The organism is Altibacter sp., from assembly GCF_019913785.1.
In the GTDB taxonomy this organism is placed as follows: domain Bacteria; phylum Bacteroidota; class Bacteroidia; order Flavobacteriales; family Flavobacteriaceae; genus Altibacter.
The window spans coordinates 1-21,163 of the sequence record NZ_JAIOHK010000028.1 but is presented as its reverse complement, the minus strand read 5'-3'; the positions used below and the strand labels follow the sequence as shown (position 1 = coordinate 21,163).

Here is a 21,163-nt window from a genome sequence, read left to right as displayed (position 1 = left end):
ATGAAAAAAGTACTTATTATTTTCGTTTTAATGTCGCAGTTCGCCATTGGTCAGGTTGGAATTGGAACTACGGACCCCAAAGGAGCTTTAGACATAACTTCTAGCAATTTAGGATTGGTTTTACCGAGAGTAACACAATTGGAAGACGTTACCAATAATAATGCAGGACTGGCAGAAGACGGAACCATTGTTTATGATATTTCTAGAAGTAAAACTTGTTTTAGAATAGCGAATACTTGGGTTTGTATTGCGGATGATGCAAGTTTAGCTATTACTACAACAACACCTTCCCCAATAACCATTAATGATCCTAATGAACAAGTTATACAAAATAATAAAGTAAACACTCAAAACCGCTCAACAAACAATGCTACTAACTTGAATGAAATAGAACAATGAAAAAGTATATTATAATTATATTATTTGTTCCGTTTTGCCTCTCCGCTCAAGTGGGTTTGGGAACTATAGCACCAAAAGGAATGTTAGATATTAGTTCTGGGAATTCAGGGTTAGTCATCCCTAGAGTAACTAAAATTGAAGATGTTACCGATGGCAATGGTAATAATCCACTGGATGGAACGGTCGTATATGATTTATCCAGAAATCAAACCTGTTTTCGTATTAACGGGTCTTGGATTTGTACCTGTAATTATTCTGGATCACCTTCCTTAACTGTAAACCGGCCAGATTATAGCAATATTTCAACCTATATAAAAGCATCCAATACCAATGCTGGTGATTCATTTAGTTCTATGAGTATCAGTGAAGATGGTTCACGATTAGCTGTAGGAGCTACAGGTGAAGATTCCAACGCCACCGGTATCAATGGAAACCAGTTCAATAACAGTGCATCCAATTCTGGGGCCGTTTATATTTTCAGAAGAAATGGAGCAATCTGGATTCAGGAAGCCTATATCAAAGCATCGAACACAGAATCTAATGATTATTTTGGATTTAGTTTGAAATTAAGTGAAGATGGTTCACGATTAGCTGTAGGAGCTACAGGTGAAGATTCCAACGCTACTGGCGTCAATGGAAACCAATCCAATAATAGTGTATCCGGCTCCGGAGCGGTCTATATATTTCGCAGGAGTGGGACTACATGGACACAAGAAGCCTATATCAAAGCTTCGAACCCTGATACTGCGGACGCTTTTGGTTTTGATATAGACCTAAGTGATGATGGATCACGTTTGGCAGTAGGAGCACAATATGAACGCTCTAACGCTACCGGGGTTAATGGAAATCAGGCCAATAACAGTTTAACCCAAGCCGGTGCTGTATATGTCTTTAACCGAAGTGGGACCACCTGGTCACAGGAAGCTTATATCAAAGCTTCTAATACAGGCTCTGGTGATAGTTTTGGCAATAACCTATCCATTAATAGTGATGGCACTCTTTTGGCAGTAGGAGCACGCTGGGAAGCCTCAAACGCCACTGGAATCAATGGAAATCAGGCTGATAACAGTGCAACCTATGCAGGGGCTGTATATGTCTTTAACCGAATTGGAACTACCTGGACGCAAGGAGCCTATATCAAAGCCTCTAACACAGGAGTAGGTGATAGTTTTGGTTTTAGTATATCCCTCAGTGATAGCGGAAACCATTTGGCTGTAGGAGCTATGAATGAAGCCTCCAACGCTACAGGAATCAATGGAAACCAATCCAATAATAGCGCATCCTATGCTGGAGCAGTTTATGTTTTTAGTAGGAGTGCAGGCGCCTGGACTCAGGAAGCCTACATTAAAGCCTCTAACACAGAGACAGTTGATCTATTTGGCTCTTATCTGGATCTAAGTGGTGATGGTGCTCGTTTGGTGGTAGGAGCTCATCAGGAAGATTCTAACGCTAGAGGAATCAATGGAAATCAGTTCAATAACAGCGCATCCAATTCAGGAGCAGTTTATGTATACACGCGATGTGGTTCTACCTGGATACAGGAAAGTTATATAAAGACCTCCAACTCAGAAACAGGAGATCATGTAGGAGTTGTTTCCCTTAGTGGCAATGGACTATACTTGGCAATTGGCACCGCAAGTGAAGATTCCAATGCAACAGGCATAAACGGTAATCAATGGAATAATAGTGCCGCCGACTCGGGAGCTGTTTATATCATTGAATAGCTAAATAGTAGGTGCTAACTATTTTTAATATAATCCTTTAATTTCTGCTTATTTTCAATAAAAATAACTCTCACCTAAAAAATTATTGAATTTGATAAGAAATAATTTTTTATTAAAAATGATGACATTCAGACTTTTATTCGATGTACAATAAAGAGGAATCCTCAAACGCCTTTTTTTGCACCAAAAAACACAGGACACACCTACTGCCGCTTTTTAAATTTTTTAATATGAAAAAAGCACTTTTACTCATTGGACTAATCTCTCAAATTATTATTGCCCAAGTGGGGATCAATACCACCAATCCGGACGCCTCTGCGGTCTTAGACATTGTGAGTACCAATGCCGGAATACTTGTTCCCAGAATGACCGAAGCGCAACGCACCGCCATTGCCTCACCGGCAACCGGTCTTTTGGTATACCAAACTAATAATACAACCGGATTCTGGTTTTACGATGGATCCGTCTGGGCATCGCTCAATACAGTTTCTGCTGGAGTAGAAAAAATAGATGACTTAACCGATGGCAAATCTGATAGTGACGGTACACAAGACGGCTCTTCTGTCTTTTTAGGTATCGATGCAGGCTTATATGATGACAGTAGCAATAACCAAAATGTGGGGGTGGGCTATAACTCACTTTATAGCAATACCACAGGGAATAATAACATGGCCATTGGCTATCAATCGCTATATAGTAATACCACCGGAGATTACAATACAGCAAGTGGCTATCAATCGCTTTATAGTAATACTACGGGAGATTATAATACGGCAATCGGTTATTTATCACTTTATGACAACACAACAGGATTTTTTAATTCGGCAATTGGAACTTTCTCACTTTATACTAACACAACAGGGCATAGAAATACCGCCTATGGTCATTCATCGCTTGCTTACAATACAACAGGGGATACAAATACAGCAATAGGCTATAGTACGCTTATTTACAACACAACTGGGAGTAGAAATACAGCAATTGGAAGTTACGCGCTTTATGACAACACAACAGGGTATGGTAATACGGCAATTGGGCATGATGTGCTTGACAATAATACAACAGGTAATAGAAATACAGTAAGTGGTGTAGAATCGCTTTATGCTAACACAACAGGATTTCTGAATACGGCAAGTGGCTATCAAGCGCTTTTTGCCAATTCCACAGGAAATAACAATACAGCAATAGGCAATCAATCCCTTTTTAACAATTCCACAGGAAATAACAACATTGCGATAGGCAATCAAGCGCAGTATTACAATTCCACAGGAATTAACAATACAGCAATAGGCTATACAGCTTTTAGTACTGGGAATACATTTAGCAATTCTACCGCATTGGGTTATGATGCAGAACCAGGAGCCAGTAATACAATTCGATTGGGAAATGCATCAGTTTCTACAATTGGTGGTTACTCAAATTGGTCCAATGTTTCAGATGGTCGGTTTAAAAATAATGTAAAGGAAAATGTAATAGGATTGGATTTTATTTTAAAGCTTCGTCCGGTAAGCTATAATCTGGATTTGGATGCTATTGCACAATTCAATAAAACGCCAGATTCACTGAGATTAAAAGATGCTGAAAGGCTTAAAGCGATTGAAATTCAGAGTGGATTTATAGCGCAGGAAGTCGAAAAAGCGGCAGAATTGGTTGGCTACGATTTTCATGGTGTTGACAAACCTAAGAATCCAAAATCTCATTATGGTTTACGTTATGCTGAATTTGTAGTACCCCTTGTGAAAGCAGTCCAGGAGCAACAGGAGATTATAGAAAGTCAAAAAGAACAAATTACGCTTCTGGAAGCCCGTCTTGATCGTATGGAGGCTCTTATTAAGGATGAACAATGATTTTTATTAAGCATGATGATAAAGTATAATATCCTCGATGTTTTTATATAACCACTAAAAAACCAAATTATGAAAAATGCAATTACCTTACTTATGTTTATAATAGCACTGACTTATACCCAAGCCCAAGATCCTGCCATCGATTGGCAAAATACAATTGGCGGAAGCGATGGTGATTTTATCACTGCCTTTGAACCTACATCGGACGGTGGGTATATAATTGGAGGGTATTCTTCGTCCAACACTTCCGGTGACAAGACTGAAGATTCTAATGGTGCCCTGGATATTTGGATCGTAAAAATTGATGGTTCTGGAGCCATTAGCTGGCAGAATACCATCGGTGGAAGCGGCGATGATTATCTTCTTACTATCGAACAGACTGCAGACGGTGGTTATATTGTAGGGGCCGGATCAGATTCTAATATTTCCGGAGACAAAACCGAAAATTCAAGAGGTGGATTGGATTATTGGATATTGAAACTAAATGCGTCCGGTGATATTGTTTGGCAACATACTTATGGCGGCAACATGCCCGAATTTGACACCTATGTAAGTCAGACATCAGATGGCGGCTATATCGTTGGGGGATATTCAGACAGTGATGTAAATGGTGACAAAACCGATCCATCCAATGGTCAGCGAGATTTTTGGGTGTTGAAATTAGACAGCACCGGATCCATTGTATGGCAAAATAGCATCGGAGGAAGTTTAGTGGAAAGACCACAAGCGGCCTTTCAAAGTGCTGACGGAAACTATATTATCGCAGGCTTCTCAAATTCGAATATTTCAGGAGACAAAACCGAAAATTCACAGGGAGGAAATGATAATTGGATTGTAAAACTCGACACCAGCGGAAATATTTTATGGCAAAATACCATTGGTGGAAACGACAGTGATGTACTGAGAGATATTGTTCAAGCCTCAGATGGAGGTTATATAATAGGGGGCTATTCAAAATCCAACATTTCTGGAGATAAAACAGAGAATTCACAAGGTGATTACGACTATTGGATTTTAAAACTGAATGCCGGTGGCGATCTTGTTTGGCAAAATACCATTGGCGGAAGCGGGATCGACTATCCGCGAGATATTAAAGAGCTTACCGATAATACTATTATGGTAGCAGGCTGGAGCAACAGTAATGTGTCCGGCGATAAAACAGAGGCTTCAAACGGAGGTTACGATTACTGGTTGGTTAAACTAAATGCATCGGGTACACCAATTTCTCAAAATTCTATAGGAGGGGCTAACGACGAATCCGGCTCTTACATCATCCCTTTGCCGAGTGGTGATTTTGTAATGGCCTGTTCTTCAGATTCCAATATTTCGGGAGATAAAGGAGATAACAGTGAAGGACTGGATGATTACTGGGTATTTAAAACCGGTCCCGACATCTTAGGGGTAGTCTCAAATGAGCTTGAAGCGACTGTACTTGCATACCCCAATCCAACGCAAGGAAGCTTGACAGTAGCATTGGGTGCATCTTTTTCTGAAATAAAATTAACTGTTTCCAATATCCTAGGCCAGGTTGTTCATTCAGAATATTTTGAAAATACCGATCAATTAAATTTGAACATTTCTTCGGAGGTCGGTTTGTATTTTATAAAAATTACAACGGCTGAAGGCAAAACGGCTACCATCAAGGTGCTAAAAGAATAAAGATTGATTATTGTGGGGAATAAATTGATCTTTAAAAAGCCTCTATAACAGGGGCTTTTTAGTTGGAAACCATTTCTAATAATTTTACCATCGTTCTATAGTTACGTGCGGTACCGATTACTTTTAGTTTCTTCTCAAAGAAATTATTACCCATCTTAGCCTTCCCGGCACCTTCTCGATAATATATATAAATACAGTCTTCTAGGATATAAAATTCTTCATTTATATGCGAAAAATGGGTTGTTAATTCAATGTCCTTCTTAGAGGGACTCGCTTTCAAAAGTATAAAATAGCTTTTTTCTCGTTTTTCTTCAGAAAATGGACATTTTGATAAGATTTTAGCCATTTCTGATGCTTTTTTAACCAAAATAGGCACAAAAAAGCCATATTTCGAATCAATCGCTTCAGTTATTTTATTCTCTAAATTGTTTTCTTCTTTAGAAGTAAAGACCACATTTCCGCTCTGGATATAGGTCTGGACTTCGGAAAAACCCAGGGATTCAAACAACAACTTTAGGTCGGCCATAAGAATTTTTTTATGTCCACCAACGTTAATTCCTCTTAATAAAGCGATGTACTTTTTCATAGGTGTTCTGTAGTCGCAATAGCCTGTGCCACCATAAATCCGCCGGTCCAGGCATTCTGAAAGTTAAACCCTCCGGTAATGGCATCGATGTTTAATACCTCTCCGGCAAAATAAAGATTTTTATGCACTTTGCTTTCAAAGGTTTTAAAATTCACTTCTTTTAAATTGACTCCTCCTGCTGTAACGAATTCCTCTTTAAAGGTGCTTTTCCCATTTACCACATAGATTCCTGCGGTTAGTTGGGTTGCCAATTGTTGCAACTGAATTTTTGTAAGTTCTGCCCATGAAAGTGTTTCAGGTATTCCCGAAGCCGCTACCAAACTCTGCCACAAACGCTTCGGAAGGTTATATTGAGGGTATTTGGCTAGCTGTTTTTTGTTGTGTTCGGCCTTGCTGTTCTTTAATAAATCCGAAACTTCTGCTTCGGAAACAGTGGTTAACCAATTTACCTTTATGGTAAAATGATAGTGGGTTGGGTGCAATAGTCTCGCTCCCCAGGCCGATAATTTTAAAATAGCCGGACCGCTCATGCCCCAATGGGTAATTAACAAAGGCCCTTCACTTTGCAATATGCTCTTCCCGTTTTCGTCTAACACCGCTACCGATGCTTCGGTCGCCACTCCGGGTAAATTTTTAATTCGCTCATCTTCGATATTAAACGTAAACAGAGAAGGAACCGGAGTTACAACCGAATGTCCTAAGTTTTCAAGCAACTTCCACACCTTGGGGTTACTCCCTGTTGCAACGACTAATTTTTCAGAAATGAAATTTCCTTCCGAAGTTGTTATATTCCAGCGATTCCCTTCCTTTTCTATACGTTTTACCGAATGATTTTTTAATACCTCAATTCCTAAACGCTTGGTTTCAGAAATAAAACAATCAATGATCGTTTGAGACGAGTCGGTCTCGGGAAACATCCTGCCGTCTGCTTCAATTTTAAGGGCCACGCCTCGCTGCGCAAACCATTCGATGGTATCTCCGGTCATAAAACTATGAAAGGGGCCTAACAATTCCTTTTCACCTCTCGGGTAATTTTGAGATAGTTCCTTGGGGGAAAATTCGGCATGGGTTACATTGCACCTGCCACCACCCGACACCTTTACTTTGGTAAGGACTTCACTTCCACGTTCGAGAATTTTAACCTTTAGTTTTGAATTTTTTTCAACAATATTTATGGCCGAAAAAAAACCGGCTGCTCCACCCCCTATGACCAATATGTCTGCTGTTTCGCTCAAACCTACTATTTATCGCCCGCAAAAGATTCACAAAGTGTGATGGTTTCTTTTACATCTTGCATAGTGGTTCTTGGGTTGATCAAACACATACGCAGCACAACTTGTTTGTTTAACACCGTGGTTACCAACAAGGCTTTTTGAGAGCTAACAACCTGAGCCGAAATATATTGATTGAGTGCATCCAGTTTTTTTTCAGAGAGCGCATTCCCTATGGGGTTATATCTAAAATTAATAACGGCCAGAGTCGCCGGAGAAATCACCTCCCAATTGCTACTCTTACGTAAAAAAGATTCGGTTTCTTCGGCCAGTTTGATATTGTAGGTAATTGCTTTTCTGAAGGCTTTCAAACCAAACGTCTTAATTGACATATAAAATTTTAAGGCTCTAAATCTTCGTGTGAGTTCGATACCGTGATCGTAAAAATTAATTTCCGAAGTATTACCTTCGATATCCCTCAGATATTCCGGCTTCTCGGTAAATGTGCCCTTTAACCACCTGTGATTGCGCACCAAAAGACAACCAATCTCATAGGGTTGATAAAACCATTTATGTGGGTCGACCGTGATAGAGTCGGCCTTTTCTATTCCTTTTAACAACTGTTTACCATTGTTGGCCAGGATCGCAGCAGCCCCATAGGCACCGTCTATATGATACCAAATTTTTTCTTTTTTACAAATCGCTGCCAATTCCGAAAGTTGATCGACTGTTCCTGTATTTGTAGTCCCGGCGGTTGCAATAAGGCAAAATGGCTGAAGGCCTTCCAGACTGTCCTTTGCAATAGCATTTTTAAGCTTGTTGAGTGAAAATTTAAACTCAGAATCGGTTGGAATAATCCTAATCTGTTCCTTTCTAAATCCTGCAACTCGGATGGCTTTTATATTCGAAGAATGCGCTTGGTCGGAAAGGTATATCACCGCCTTTGAAAAATCATCACCACATTTCACCTTACGAGCGGTGATAATAGCTGTAAGATTGGCCATAGAGCCCCCACTGGTAAAGATCCCTCCTCCTTTTTTTACCGGAAAACCATACATTTTGAGAAGCCAGTTCATGGTAACGATCTCCATTTCGGCCGCTGCCGGCGAACCTGCCCAACCACCGGAAAATATATTGAATCCCGAGGCCAATGAATCGGCCATCGCACTGATGTAGTTACTGGGCCCGGGGACGAAGGAAAAGGATTTTGGATGTGTCACTATATTACTTTGCGTCATTACATTTTCTAAAACAAAATCCAACACCTTATGAGCATCGGTTGACTTTTCCGGAACATCTTCTAAAAAAAGTTGATCCATTTCTTGTCTGGATGCCGCAGCAACCGGTAGTTTTTGGTTTTGTGTATCAAAATGTGAAACAATGGCATCTACCACCTTATAGCCGTACTCCTTCATTTCGGCTTTGGTAAGTTCTAATTTTTGCGTGGTATCGATTTTCAACATAGGTATTTGTTAATGCTAAGACTGCAAAATTACGGCTTTATTACACCATAGCGAACGTGCGCTTGTAAAAATAAGTGCAACTATTGAACAAGAAAGATTCCTCCTATACCATTTGTCTTACAACTATTTTATGTGAGTGTTAGCTAGTAGAAATTATTTTTATTGTGCGATTTTTTCTACAAATACATATTAGTTAATTACGTAACTTGCTGACTACGAATAAATAAAACTTTAACTATGTTTACAAAAGCGAACATTATTAGTACCATTGTCCTCACCATTTGGGGTTTTGGTGGTGGATATCTCCTATGGGGTATCCTTGCTGAAAATCTTTTTGCAGACCATATTCTTACCGATGGACTTATGAGAGAAATACCAGATTTAGTCTATATTTTCGCAGGCTGTCTAATTCAGGCCTTTGCCTTTTCAACTATCTATGGGAGATTTGGTTTAAATAGTTATAGCGCTGGAAGCGGTTTTGCATTAGGCTTCTGGATTGCTTTATTGGCAGGTCTTGGCGAAGGTCTTATCGATTTTGCCACCGCAAACATTCTCGATTTACAAGGGACACTTATTAATTTTGTACTGACCTTAGTATTCTTCGGAATTATGGGTCTTTTGGCCGGACTGGTGTACGGTAAAACAACGAGTACTAAATAGAGATTTTAGATTCGATTAATATTGAAGAAAGCTTCGGTTTTCACCGAAGCTTTTTGCTTGACGCGATCTGACGTATAAAAAAAGCCTCTCGTTTCCGAGAAGCTTTTTCTTCGTGCGGGCGGGGAGACTCGAACTCCCACGCCGTGAAGCACTAGATCCTAAGTCTAGCGTACATTTGCCCAAACAACACCAAAGTCATTCATTTTCAATTGATTATAAAAAACATCATTTTCTTTGATATCATCTAATATCAATTGATTTCAGCATTTGTTGTACCTATGTTGTACCTAAAAAGCCCAATAAATTCGTACCTTTATCGAAAGTGTACAACAAAAAATGAGCTCAAAATACAATGTTGTACCTATGTTGTACCTGATTTGACTTTCGTACTCAAAACAGGTCAATTATGTCATCAAATGCAAAAATAGTACTACGCAAAAAACCTAACAGTAAAGGTCTATATCCACTAGCTATTCGTATCACAAAAAATCGTCGCTCAACATATCAATATGTCGGTCATTATATCGACTTAGAGGATTGGGACGAAAAAAACATTCGAGTAAAAAAATCAAATCAAAACGCGGACAGTTTAAACAAGTTGTTGTCACAAGAACTTTCTGATGCCAATAAAGCACTTATTGATTTGCAATCAGAACACAAAGATGCTTCTGCAAACCAAATCAAAAAAGAGCTATACGCATTGGGTAATACTTCTACCTTTTTTGAACTTGCCCAAGAACATCTCGATGAATTGAAAGCTGCTGAAAAATTAAACCGCCTATCCACAGATAGTGCTTTGGTAAGTTATATCTTAAAATTCAATAAATCCAAACAACTTTCTTTTCAGGAAATCGACGAGCGTTTCCTGAAGAAATTGATGATATATCTAAAAGTTGAACATTCTCTAGCCGAAACGTCAATAATGAATATACTGGTATTTATCCGCTTATTGTTCAATAGGGCAATAAAGCTTAAAATTGTTAGTAGGGAATTGTACCCTTTTGGTGGTGATAAGATTAAAATTAAATTTCCGGAAACAAATAAAATTGGGTTGAATATTATTGAAGTAAGAGCTATAGAGGCTCTTGATAATTTAACGTTAGCCGAAATGCACACAAGAAACGTTTGGCTTTTCAGCTTCAATTTTGCAGGAATGCGAGTTACTGATGTGCTATGGATAAAGTGGTCAGACATATATGACGACAGATTGCATTATAGAATGAACAAAAACTCAAAGTTACTATCCTTGAAAATTCCCGATAAAGTTTTAAAGATTTTGGATTATTACAGAGATGATAAGAGATATGCAACGGATTTTGTCTTCCCAGAATTAAAAAAAGCGAATCTTGATGATGCAAAAGACATCTATAACAAAAGAAAGACAGCCACCAAAAAATTCAATGACAACCTAAAATCCATTGCGAAAAAGGCAAAAATAGATAAGAAGGTTACTATGCACATTGCAAGGCATACTTTTGGTAATATCGCTGGTGATTCTATACATCCATTGATGCTTCAAAAACTATACCGTCACAGTGATTTAAAGACAACTCTTAATTATCAAGCTAATTTTATTCATAAAGAAGCTGATGATGCTTTGGACAGCGTTGTGAATTTTTAAGAATTCAATTTTTTTGAAAGAGTTATTAAATTGATTTTAGTCAATACTACAGCAGAATTAGGTTGCGGCTCACTTCCACGTCATTTTCTGTAAACGTACCGCATTGAAAATAGCCAAAAGTGCCACACCCACATCTGCAAAAACCGCTTCCCACATTGTTGCCAGACCACCTGCACCTAAAATTAAAACCACAGCTTTTACACCAAAAGCTAAACCTATGTTTTGCCAAACGATACTGCGAGTGGAACGACCAATTTTAATAGCTCTTGCAATTTTGCTCGGTTGGTCCGTTTGAATAATGACATCAGCGGTTTCTATGGCGACATCACTACCTAAGCCCCCCATTGCAATACCAACATCACTTGCTGCCAATACTGGGGCATCGTTGATTCCATCGCCAATAAACGCCACTTTGTTGTCGGTTTCAGACATCAGTTTTTCAACTTCTTCTAATTTATCCTCTGGAAGTAAGCCACCTTTTGCGGTATGTATACCCATTTCTTTGGCGACTTGTTGCGTAATGGAATCCTTATCGCCCGAAAGCATTATGATTTTTGAAATACCAGAATCACGAATTTGTTTGATGGCTTCGTGGGCATCATCCTTCAATTCATCAGCAATGATTACATAACCAGCGAATTTGCCTTCAATGGAAACCATTACAATTGATTCCACAATTGTGTCGGTTTCAGAAGGAACTTCAATATTATTTGAAATCATCAATGCCTTATTTCCCACCAAAACGGCTTTACCATTTACCGTTCCTTTCAGTCCTTTTCCTGCAACTTCGGAAACATTACTTGCTTGAAAATCTTCGCCTTTGTCTTTGTATTCCATAATTGCCTTGGCAATGGGATGGGTGGATTGTTCTTCCATCGCCATCAGATATTTCATAAAATCGGTTTCTCCCCAATCAATTGACTTTATTTCCTTGATTTTAAAGACACCTTTGGTCACAGTTCCGGTTTTATCCATAACAACCGTATTAACTTTGGTCATTTCATCTAAAAATGAAGCACCCTTAAATAGAATCCCATTTTTTGAAGCTGCTCCCAATCCACCGAAATATCCTAATGGAATTGATATAACCAACGCACAGGGACAGGAAATAACTAAGAAAATTAATGCTCTGTACAACCAATCACGAAACACGTAATCATCAACAAAAAAATAGGGCAGAAAAGTCAGACCTATGGCAAGAAATACAACAATAGGTGTATAAATTCGTGCAAACTTTCTGATGAACAATTCAGTCTTTGATTTCCTTGCGGTAGCATTTTCCACCATATCAAGAATTCTTGCAATGGAACTATCCTTAAATTTTTTGGTGGTTTCAATTTCAATAACACCGTCCAGATTAATACTTCCCGCAAATACTTTTTCGCCCTTTGCTATGGTATCTGGTTTGCTTTCGCCTGTTAAGGCTGCTGTATTGAACGAGCCTTTTTTAGAAAGCAAAGTACCGTCCAAAGGAATTTTTTCGCCAACTCGCACTTGTACTTTTTCACCAATTTCTACCATTTCGGGATTTACTGAAATGTAATTGTTTTCACGATATACCAAAGCCTCATTAGGCCTTACATCAAGAAGAGCTTTAATGTTTCTTTTGGCTTTTTTTACTGCCGCATTTTGGAACAATTCGCCCACGGCATAAAACAGCATTACGGCGACACCTTCCGGATATTCACCAATGACGAACGCACCCAAGGTGGCAATGGACATTAGGAAAAATTCAGTAAAGAAATCTCCGTTTTTAATACTCTTCCATCCTTCTGTCATCACAGGAAAGCCAACAGGAATGTACGCTATCACATACCACAAGATGCGAATCCAGCCCGAAAAGTGTGGAAACGCATTAAAATAATCAAGTGCAATTCCCACAATCAGCATTACAAAGCTGAAAATTGCTGGCAGATAAGTTCTAAAATTTATTTTTTTGCTATTGTTATTATGACCTGCTCCGTGTAAGTGTTGGCCCGAATGTTTTTCAACATCAATATCCCGAAGATTTAATTTTTTCTTTTTCATAGACACAATATATTATTTAAGTAGGTGCAACGGAAGTGCAATTATTGACCGCTACATTTATCACAAATACCTTTTACCACTAAATTCGCGTCTTTGGCTTTGTAACCTTCAGGTAAATTTATATGCGGAATTTTATGCTCTGTCAAACAAACTGTTTCATCACAGCTATTACAATGAAAATGTAAATGTAGGTCTTGTTCCAATTCACAATTGCAATGCTCTTCGCATATGGCGTATTTTGCAGTACCTGTTCCATCGTCTATTTGATGAACAATACCATTTTCTTCAAAAGTTTTTAGGGTTCTATACAAAGTTGTCCTATCGGACTTGATAAATGCGTTTTCAATATCTGTAAGTGCTAAGGCAATTTCCTTTTCAACCATATACTTATAAATTAAAATGCGCATCGCGGTAGGGCGTATTCCTTTGCTTTCCAATGTTTCTTCTATTTCTTTCATACTTTAATCGCTACGTTTTAAGGATTTACCAGTTTTAATCTGAAACGCATCTTCAACACTTGACACGTAAATAATTCCGTCTCCAGGTTCTTCTGTTGTGCCGTTTTTTATAATTAACTCAATGGCATATTGGGCTTCTTCATTTTGGCAGACCAACTCCAGTTTAACCACAGGACTGTCCGTTACGTGAAAGTCCAAGGATGGTCTTGCGCCTTTAGTTTTAAATGCTCCTGTTCCTTCTGATTGTGATAGGGTCATACTTTTAAAACCATTATCTGTAAGAGCATCGATTATTTTTTGGATTCTGTTTGGTTTTATAAATGCTTTTATTTCTTTCATATTATAAATCTTTAATCGATTTTGAACCGAGCTTGTTTTCTTATTTTTAACTAACTAATTAAGACGATAAAACAAACTCGGAATCAAAACCATTTATTATTATTGAATTAATCGTGGTCTCCCAATTCTCCTTTTATTCTTTCTGATGACAAAATATAAGCTCCTTTAATGACCACTTTGGCATCCTTTGAAACTTCGGCAGGAAGATTGACTTCAACAAAGCCTAAATCATTAATACCAACTGTTACGGGTATCATTTTAAATTTCATTTTGTCCGCTTCCATTTCTTCATCTTCATCCAAAATAAAAATAAAGGATTGCTCACCTTCCTTGATGATGGCATCTTCGGGTACTGCAAATGCCATTTTTTGGTCTTGGACTATTCTTCCTTCCACATACATTCCGGGAAGCAATTCTTTGTCTTCGTTATGCACGTCTGCGTGTACGTGCAATGCTTTTGGGTCGGTTTCAAAGGTTTTACCAATGGCGTGGATTTTGGCCTTTAAAAGCTCGTCTGGTTTGGCTGCTACCGTAAAATAAATTTCCTGTCCTACTTTTACTTTTCGGATATCCTTTTCATACACTTTAAAATCTACGTGTATTTCTGAATTATCACTTACCGTGAACATTTTGGTCTGGGGTGCTACATAATCTCCGAGACTTATCATTACTTCATCCACATAGCCACTTATTGGGGTTGTGATAGGAACTGCGGAGTAAATCTGCCCTTGTAGGACTTGGTCTGTGTTTATGCCCAACAATCTCAATTTAGAACGAAGTCCGTTTACCGAAGAAGTGGTGGAACGAAATTTGGATTGTGCCATTTGAAATTCTTTTCCCGAAGACACTCCTTTATCGTACAATGTTTGTTTACGCTCAAAATCCTGTTTTAAAAATACCAACTCATCATTCTTTTCTTGATATTCCTGTTGCATCGTTATAATATCGGGATGTTCCAAATATGCTAATACTTGACCTTTGTTTACCTTATCGCCTTCAATGACCTTTATGGAGCGCACATTTCCACCCACAAAAGGGCTTATGTTTGCCCTGTCTTGCGGAAACAGTTCCAATTGACCAGTAACCTTTATGGTATTGCCCAAACTCTTTTTTTCCAAAGTATTCATTTCAAGACCAATGGTTTCAGCTTGTTCTTTTGTAAGTTCAACAACACCTTCTTCGTGGATTTCTTCGCCGAGTTCTGTATTTTTCTCATTATGTTCCAAACCTGAATCTCCTTTATTATTGCAGCTCATCAACAAAAAAGTTACTAATGCTATACTGATTATAGATATATGTTTCATTTTTCTTTTATTTAATATTATAGATTGCCCAATTGGTATTGTACCTCGATAGCCTGTTGGTTGTATTGGTTGATATATTGTAATTGGGTCTGTTTAATGCGGATGGCGCTATTTAGAATGGTAATATAGTTGACGTAATCTATTTCGCCCTCTTTAGATGCCAGTTCTGCGGTTGTTATCTGTTCTTCCGCCAAAAGCAATGCACCTTCTTCATAATACTGCAATATTTTCCGTGTTTTTTCAAGGGATTTGAACAATTGCGACACCTGGCTTTCGGTGGTTGCCTTTTGTTCCAAATATTGGTTTTCTGCGACCATTGCATCTGCCTTGGCTGCCTTTATCCTCGATTTCTGCGGAAAAAACCACAACGGAATACTAATACCTGCCTGATAGGTATTGAATCCAGAAACATCATCCACTACTTGCCTTCCAAACGATAAACTGAATTTCGGTAGGAATTGCGATTTTTCAACACCCACATTTGCTTTACTTACTTCGGCGTTCTGCAACGCATATTGCAATATTGGGTTGTTTGCTACAGAGGTTGAATCCAAAGTTGCCATAAAATCCAATGGCTCGTAAAAATCGTTCACCGTTTCAATGCTTTCATCCGTTCCCAAATACTGTTTTAAAGCACGTTTGGCAATTTCAATATCATCATAGGCTTGTTGTTTTAATACTTGTATTTGCTGATATTCCGAAGATGCTGCAATAAATTCCAATTTCCCGGTTTCCCCTGTTTCATAACGCAATTCAGCAGCCTCCCTAAAATTAATATAAACACTATCCAGCTGTTCTGCAAAACGCAACTGTGCCTTGTAATAATTAATTTGGTCATAGGCTTGCATCACATTGCGCACCAATTGTTGTTCACTGGCCACATAAAACTTTTCTCCCAAGGCAATACGCTCTTTGTAAAACTTCGATTTTGAAAACCCTGAAAGCAAATCAATATTGCCCTGTTGCACACCAACGGTTGTCTGTACTCCAGGAAGATTATTGCCATATTCTTCTTTGCCCGTGAAAACTTGTGTGCTACCAAGGTCAAAACTCGTTCCCTTTAGTGCCTTTTCCCGTTCAATAAATGCCTGACTTTCCTTAAGCGAGGGATAATTCTGTTTTGCCAAAGCAATGGCCTCATCGACTGTCAAGGTTTTTGGAATTATGCCATCTTGATTGGTGTCTTGGGCAAAAGCAGTTCCAGAAGCCATCAAACCACCAACCATCAATAATACGGTTACAATATTGGTTGATTTATTGACATAGCTAACATCGCCATCAGTATTGTTTCGTTCCTTTCTCGATTCGAGCCAAAAATATAATACAGGAACGACCACAAGCGTTAAAAATGTTGCTGTTATCAATCCACCAATAACCACCGTTGCCAATGGCCGCTGCACTTCGGCACCGCCAGAGGTAGAAATCGCCATTGGCATAAAGCCCATAATGGCCGCCGTTGCGGTTAGCAAAATTGGTCGCAACCGTTCGTGTGTTGCCTCGTATATGCGTTTTTTTAAGTCTGTCATTCCACTTTCTTTTAGTTCATTGAATTTGTTTATCAGTACCAATCCGTTTAAAACCGCTACTCCAAAGAGCACGATAAAACCAACCCCAGCTGAAATGCTAAAAGGCATTCCTCTTATCCAAAGGGCAAACACGCCACCAATGGCTGCCAAAGGCACTGCCATATAAATCATTACCGACTGTGAAAACGAGCTCAAGGCAAAGTAGAGCAATATGAATATTAGGAAAAGTGCAATAGGCACTACAATCATCAATCGGTCTGAAGCACGTTGCAGGTTCTCAAACGAACCTCCGTAGGTTACAAAATAACCCGGTGGCAGTTTCACTTCCGTTTCCAGTTTTTGCTGAATTTCCTCGACCATCGATTTTACATCTCGCCCACGAACATTGACTCCTACCGAAATACGACGCGAGGTATTGTCCCTTGAAATCTGCATTGGTCCGGGTTTGTAACTGATGTCCGCCACTTCCTTTAAAGGCACTTGCGCTCCGTTTGGCAAATCGATATACAAATTCTTAAGACTGTTGATGTCCTGTCTAAAGTCCTTCGCCAAACGAATGACCACATCAAAGCGTTTTTCGCCCTCAAAAATCACACCTGCCGCTTCTCCTGAAAAGGCGGCACTTACATAATCATTCAGCTTATCAACGGTCACACCGTACTGTGCCATTTTTGCACGATTGTATTCCACAGTCATTTGTGGTAAACCGCTTGTAGCTTCCACATTGAGGTCGGCCGCTCCGGGAACGCTTCTGATGACCGCTGCGATTTCCTGTACCTTATCTGCTAACACGCCCAAATCTTCTCCATATAATTTAATGGCCACGTCCTCTCGAACACCAGTAAGCAATTCGTTAAAACGAAGTTCCACAGGTTGCGTAAACACGAAATTCACACCGGGAACAACTGAAATTTTTTCCTGTATTTTTTCTATGAGTTCTTCTTTGCTATCTGCGGAAGTCCATTTGCTCTTATCCTTTTCAAGAATTATATAGCTATCGGCAATGTCCATTGGCATTGGGTCTGTTGGTATTTCAGCCACACCAATCCTTGAAACCACTGTTTTTACTTCAGGAAATTCATTGATTAAATTTTGAAGCTTTTTTGAGGCTTCGATAGATTCTGTAAGACTACTCCCTGGTTTTATCAAGGCCTGAAATGCAATATCTCCCTCATCAAATTTAGGTATGAATTCGCCACCCATATTGCTGAAAATAAATCCTGCAATCAAAAGCAAGGCAACCGCGCCTATAACCACACCAGCCCTAAAGCGAAGTGCGAAATTGAGCAAGGGCACATACGCCCTGTTCAACCCTGACATTATTTTATCACTGAACCTGTCAATCCTGTTTTCAAATTTTGCAAACCAACTATTCTGATTTTTAGCAGGTTTTAAGAACATTGAGGAAATCATTGGTACATACGTAAGACAAAGGATAATCGCTCCCAAAACTGCAAACCCAAAGGTAAAAGCCATTGGACGGAACATTTTTCCCTCAATACCAGTTAAAAAGAGAATTGGCGTAAAGACAATAAGGATAATCAATTGTCCGAAAAATGCCGAATTCATCATCGTGCTTGCCGAGTCGTAGGCGATTTCATCCATTTCGGCCTGACCTATCACAGCGTTGGATTTTTTCATCCGTTGGTGAATGTGAAATACCATTCCTTCCACAATGATTACTGCACCATCCACGATGATACCAAAATCGATTGCTCCCAAGGACATTAAGTTTGCCCACACACCAAATTGTTTCATCAAGATAAACGCAAAGAGTAATGATAGCGGAATTACCGAAGCGGTTATCAATCCGCCACGGAAACTTCCCAAAAGCAAGACCAAAACAAAAATAACGATGAGCGACCCTTCAATAAGATTCTTTTCAACGGTGCTTGTGGTTCTTCCAATAAGTTCACTTCTACTTAAAAACGTATCTATGTAAACACCTTCGGGTAGGGATTTTTGAATTTCTACAATACGCTTCTCCACATTTTCTACCACGTTGCCAGGGCTTTCGCCTTTCAGCATTAAAATTTGTCCACCAACAGTTTCGTGTCCGTCTTGGGTAAACGCACCATAGCGCACTTGATTCCCGTAGCCCACTTTTTCAGCGACATCCCGCACTAAAACAGGGCTTCCGTTTTGTGTGGTTACAACGGTGTTTTCCAAATCTTCAATGCTACGAGCCAAACCTTCACCTCGAATGAAATTGGCTTGATGGTTTTTTTCGATATAAGCACCGCCCGTGTTGGCATTGTTGACTTTAAGGGCCTCAAAGACCTGATTCATTGTAATGCCAAAACTTTTTAGTTTATCAGGGTTTATGGCAACTTCGTACTGCTTTACATAGCCTCCAAAAGCATTGACCTCGACCACTCCTGGGACTAATGCCATTTGGCGTTTTACAATCCAATCCTGTATGGTACGAAGCTCCATTGCATCGTATTTATCTTCGTAGCCTTCTTTTAATTTTAAGGTGTACTGGTAGATTTCGCCCAGTCCTGTGGTAATTGGCGCCATAAATGGCGTACCAAAACCTTCGGGGATTTCTCCTGCAACTTCGGTTAATTTCTCTTGTACCAATTGCCGGGGAAGATAAGTGCCTGCCTCGTCCTTAAAGACTATGGTAACTACAGAAAGACCAAAACGAGAAACGGAACGCAGTTCGATAACGTCAGGAAGGTTTGCCATTGCCAATTCTACTGGGTAGGTTACAAATTGCTCAATATCTTCCGTACCTAAATTTGGGGCAACGGTAATAACTTGTACTTGATTATTGGTAATATCGGGTACAGAACCCAAATTTATAGTGGCCATAGAATAAATGCCCGTGCCAACAAGTGTCACTATAAACAGCCCAATAATAAATTTATTATTAATGGAAAATGAAATGATTTTGTTAATCATAGAAAAAGTATTAATTCAGTTGAAATGATGAATTCACGCAAAAGCGTAAACTAAAATTGAAGCAATGTTTTTTGAAAAACATCACAATGGGATATAACTATCCCTATTAAAAACTGAATTAAACCTTTGGGGGCTGAAGAAGAGAATGGCGAATATCTTTGCCAAGGCTATCGAAATGGCTGAAGTTCTCTTTTAAAATCGTATCCTGAAATGGATTGAATGAAGCTATCCCAAAATCTAACGTATGGACGTGGCAGCAATGACATTGACAAAATGGCGAACATAATTCGCAGTCTTGGTCGTGGTCACCATCAAAATCGGTTACCGTAACAACTTGGGAATCGTCATTAATCTTTTCTGCATCGCTACAAGGCACAACATTAAGTGCCAAAAAGTAAAAGGATAATATAACTACCAAGAATTTCACATTGCAAATATAGCTGAATTTTTATGCAACTGGGTTGCAAAAAATAATATCACATTATTTTATTAATTGAAGCACTAGAACTCAAATTCTGATTGAAACATTTAACCAACATTCTATAAAGTTCTGGATGTTTCTTTTTAAGCAAGTCTGGACGCTCAAAAAAATACTCTGAAGCTACCGCAAAGAATTCTGCTTGGTTTGTACCACCATATTTACGAATGTCGGAATGGTTATCATTAATCGCTTCCATCTCCTTATGTATTAAATTCAGCCAAGGTATTGCATATTGATGCTCTAATAATCGTTCTGGCACACCATCTGTTCTATCATCCAACTTATCAATTAAATGTACGAATTCGTGTATGCCAGTATTGCTTTTATCGGTTGTGTTTTTAAAACCGTGATACAATGCTTTTTTGGATAAAATCATTTGCTTCTCAAAACGTCCATTCCCAACGATACCACCAATATTGCGTGAGTTATCCTTACTGCTAAATTGCATATCTTCATTAAAATTATCTGGATACAATAGAATGCCACTTAAATTAGTGTAATGCCATTCTTTAAAGCCAAAAACAGGAATAACTGCACTTGCCGCAACTAAAATTTTGTCCAATTCTTCCAATTCAAACTGCACACCATCAATATACACCTCACTTAAGAATTGCATCATTTTTTGTTGAAAAACAAGTTGCCTGCCTTTAGAAAGATTTTCATAATAAAGAACATTCTCCATTATTAATTTGTGCCAATGCTCTGGAAATGGCTTCACGCTATGCCGCTTCGCTTTTTGATAAAAATGAATAGCAAACAGAAGAATCACAACCAAAATTAAAATATAGACCATATTAAAACGAGAATATTAATCTACGGCTTCCGCTTTAAAGCCTACTTTTTGCAATGTAGCCTTTACATCTTCTTCGGTAGCGCCATCGCTTTCAATGGTTAAAATTTTATCTGGATTGGTGGTATCTACTTCCCAACTTTCTACACCTTCTTGCTTG

16 protein-coding genes are annotated in these 21,163 nt (G+C 38.9%); 6 read left to right on the top strand and 10 right to left on the bottom strand.

Annotated features, from left to right (window positions below):
- From K8F54_RS03970 to K8F54_RS03955, 4 genes are all read left to right on the top strand, one after another.
- Positions 1-399 carry a hypothetical protein gene (locus K8F54_RS03970; protein WP_290787339.1) on the top strand — a complete coding sequence of 133 codons (399 nt, stop codon included), beginning with the start codon at positions 1-3 and terminating at the stop codon, positions 397-399.
- Entirely contained in the window at positions 396-2,123 is a 1,728-nt protein-coding gene (locus K8F54_RS03965; RefSeq protein ID WP_290787336.1) for a hypothetical protein, read from the top strand. Before K8F54_RS03970 ends, K8F54_RS03965 begins: the two co-directional genes overlap by 4 nt.
- A gap of 230 nt (positions 2,124-2,353) precedes the next feature.
- Positions 2,354-3,970: a tail fiber domain-containing protein gene (locus tag K8F54_RS03960; RefSeq protein ID WP_290787333.1), complete on the top strand. Its 1,617-nt coding sequence runs from the start codon at positions 2,354-2,356 to the stop codon at positions 3,968-3,970.
- Between the two features lie 69 nt (positions 3,971-4,039).
- Positions 4,040-5,629, top strand: a complete 1,590-nt coding sequence (locus K8F54_RS03955) for a T9SS type A sorting domain-containing protein (RefSeq protein WP_290787330.1) — start codon at positions 4,040-4,042, stop codon at positions 5,627-5,629.
- 58 nt (positions 5,630-5,687) lie between these two features.
- On the opposite strand, the gene K8F54_RS03950 is transcribed toward K8F54_RS03955, so the two are convergent.
- Genes K8F54_RS03950 through K8F54_RS03940 form a run of 3 tightly spaced genes read right to left on the bottom strand, consistent with a single transcriptional unit; the run spans position 5,688 to position 8,889 of the window.
- Entirely contained in the window at positions 5,688-6,215 is a 528-nt protein-coding gene (locus K8F54_RS03950; RefSeq protein ID WP_290787327.1) for a DUF1697 domain-containing protein, read from the bottom strand.
- On the bottom strand, positions 6,212-7,450 hold the full coding sequence (locus K8F54_RS03945) for an NAD(P)/FAD-dependent oxidoreductase (protein ID WP_290787324.1): 1,239 nt from the start codon (positions 7,448-7,450) through the stop codon (positions 6,212-6,214). Before K8F54_RS03945 ends, K8F54_RS03950 begins: the two co-directional genes overlap by 4 nt.
- 5 nt (positions 7,451-7,455) lie before the next feature.
- Positions 7,456-8,889: an aminotransferase class V-fold PLP-dependent enzyme gene (locus K8F54_RS03940; RefSeq protein WP_290787321.1), complete on the bottom strand. Its 1,434-nt coding sequence runs from the start codon at positions 8,887-8,889 to the stop codon at positions 7,456-7,458.
- A 237-nt stretch (positions 8,890-9,126) separates the two neighbouring features.
- Between K8F54_RS03940 and K8F54_RS03935 the strand changes: the two genes are divergently transcribed.
- Together K8F54_RS03935 and K8F54_RS03930 are read left to right on the top strand one after the other, a co-directional pair.
- On the top strand, positions 9,127-9,549 hold the full coding sequence (locus K8F54_RS03935; RefSeq protein ID WP_290787318.1) for a hypothetical protein: 423 nt from the start codon (positions 9,127-9,129) through the stop codon (positions 9,547-9,549).
- Between the two features lie 406 nt (positions 9,550-9,955).
- Positions 9,956-11,170 (top strand): site-specific integrase, encoded by a 1,215-nt coding sequence (locus tag K8F54_RS03930; RefSeq protein WP_290787315.1) that lies wholly within the window; start codon positions 9,956-9,958, stop codon positions 11,168-11,170.
- Between the two features lie 69 nt (positions 11,171-11,239).
- On the opposite strand, the gene K8F54_RS03925 is transcribed toward K8F54_RS03930, so the two are convergent.
- The 7 genes from K8F54_RS03925 to K8F54_RS03900 all read right to left on the bottom strand — a co-directional run bounded on the left by K8F54_RS03925 (position 11,240) and on the right by K8F54_RS03900 (position 21,006).
- The gene (locus K8F54_RS03925) at positions 11,240-13,198 is read right to left on the bottom strand and encodes a heavy metal translocating P-type ATPase (protein ID WP_290787312.1); all 1,959 of its coding nucleotides are present in this window, start codon (positions 13,196-13,198) and stop codon (positions 11,240-11,242) included.
- A 41-nt stretch (positions 13,199-13,239) separates the two neighbouring features.
- On the bottom strand, positions 13,240-13,656 hold the full coding sequence (locus K8F54_RS03920) for a transcriptional repressor (RefSeq protein ID WP_290787309.1): 417 nt from the start codon (positions 13,654-13,656) through the stop codon (positions 13,240-13,242).
- Positions 13,657-13,659: 3 nt separating this feature from the next.
- Positions 13,660-13,995, bottom strand: coding sequence for a P-II family nitrogen regulator (locus K8F54_RS03915; protein ID WP_290787306.1), 336 nt, complete (start codon positions 13,993-13,995; stop codon positions 13,660-13,662).
- A 107-nt stretch (positions 13,996-14,102) separates the two neighbouring features.
- Positions 14,103-15,251 carry an efflux RND transporter periplasmic adaptor subunit gene (locus K8F54_RS03910; RefSeq protein WP_290787303.1) on the bottom strand — a complete coding sequence of 383 codons (1,149 nt, stop codon included), beginning with the start codon at positions 15,249-15,251 and terminating at the stop codon, positions 14,103-14,105.
- A 65-nt stretch (positions 15,252-15,316) separates the two neighbouring features.
- Positions 15,317-19,732 carry a CusA/CzcA family heavy metal efflux RND transporter gene (locus tag K8F54_RS03905; RefSeq protein WP_290787300.1) on the bottom strand — a complete coding sequence of 1,472 codons (4,416 nt, stop codon included), beginning with the start codon at positions 19,730-19,732 and terminating at the stop codon, positions 15,317-15,319.
- Positions 19,733-19,850: 118 nt separating this feature from the next.
- Complete coding sequence (locus K8F54_RS13935) at positions 19,851-20,159, bottom strand: DUF6660 family protein (RefSeq protein WP_363299216.1); 309 nt, start codon at positions 20,157-20,159, stop codon at positions 19,851-19,853.
- A gap of 49 nt (positions 20,160-20,208) precedes the next feature.
- Positions 20,209-21,006, bottom strand: a complete 798-nt coding sequence (locus K8F54_RS03900) for a M90 family metallopeptidase (RefSeq protein WP_290787298.1) — start codon at positions 21,004-21,006, stop codon at positions 20,209-20,211.
- Between the last annotated feature and the right edge of the window lie 157 nt (positions 21,007-21,163).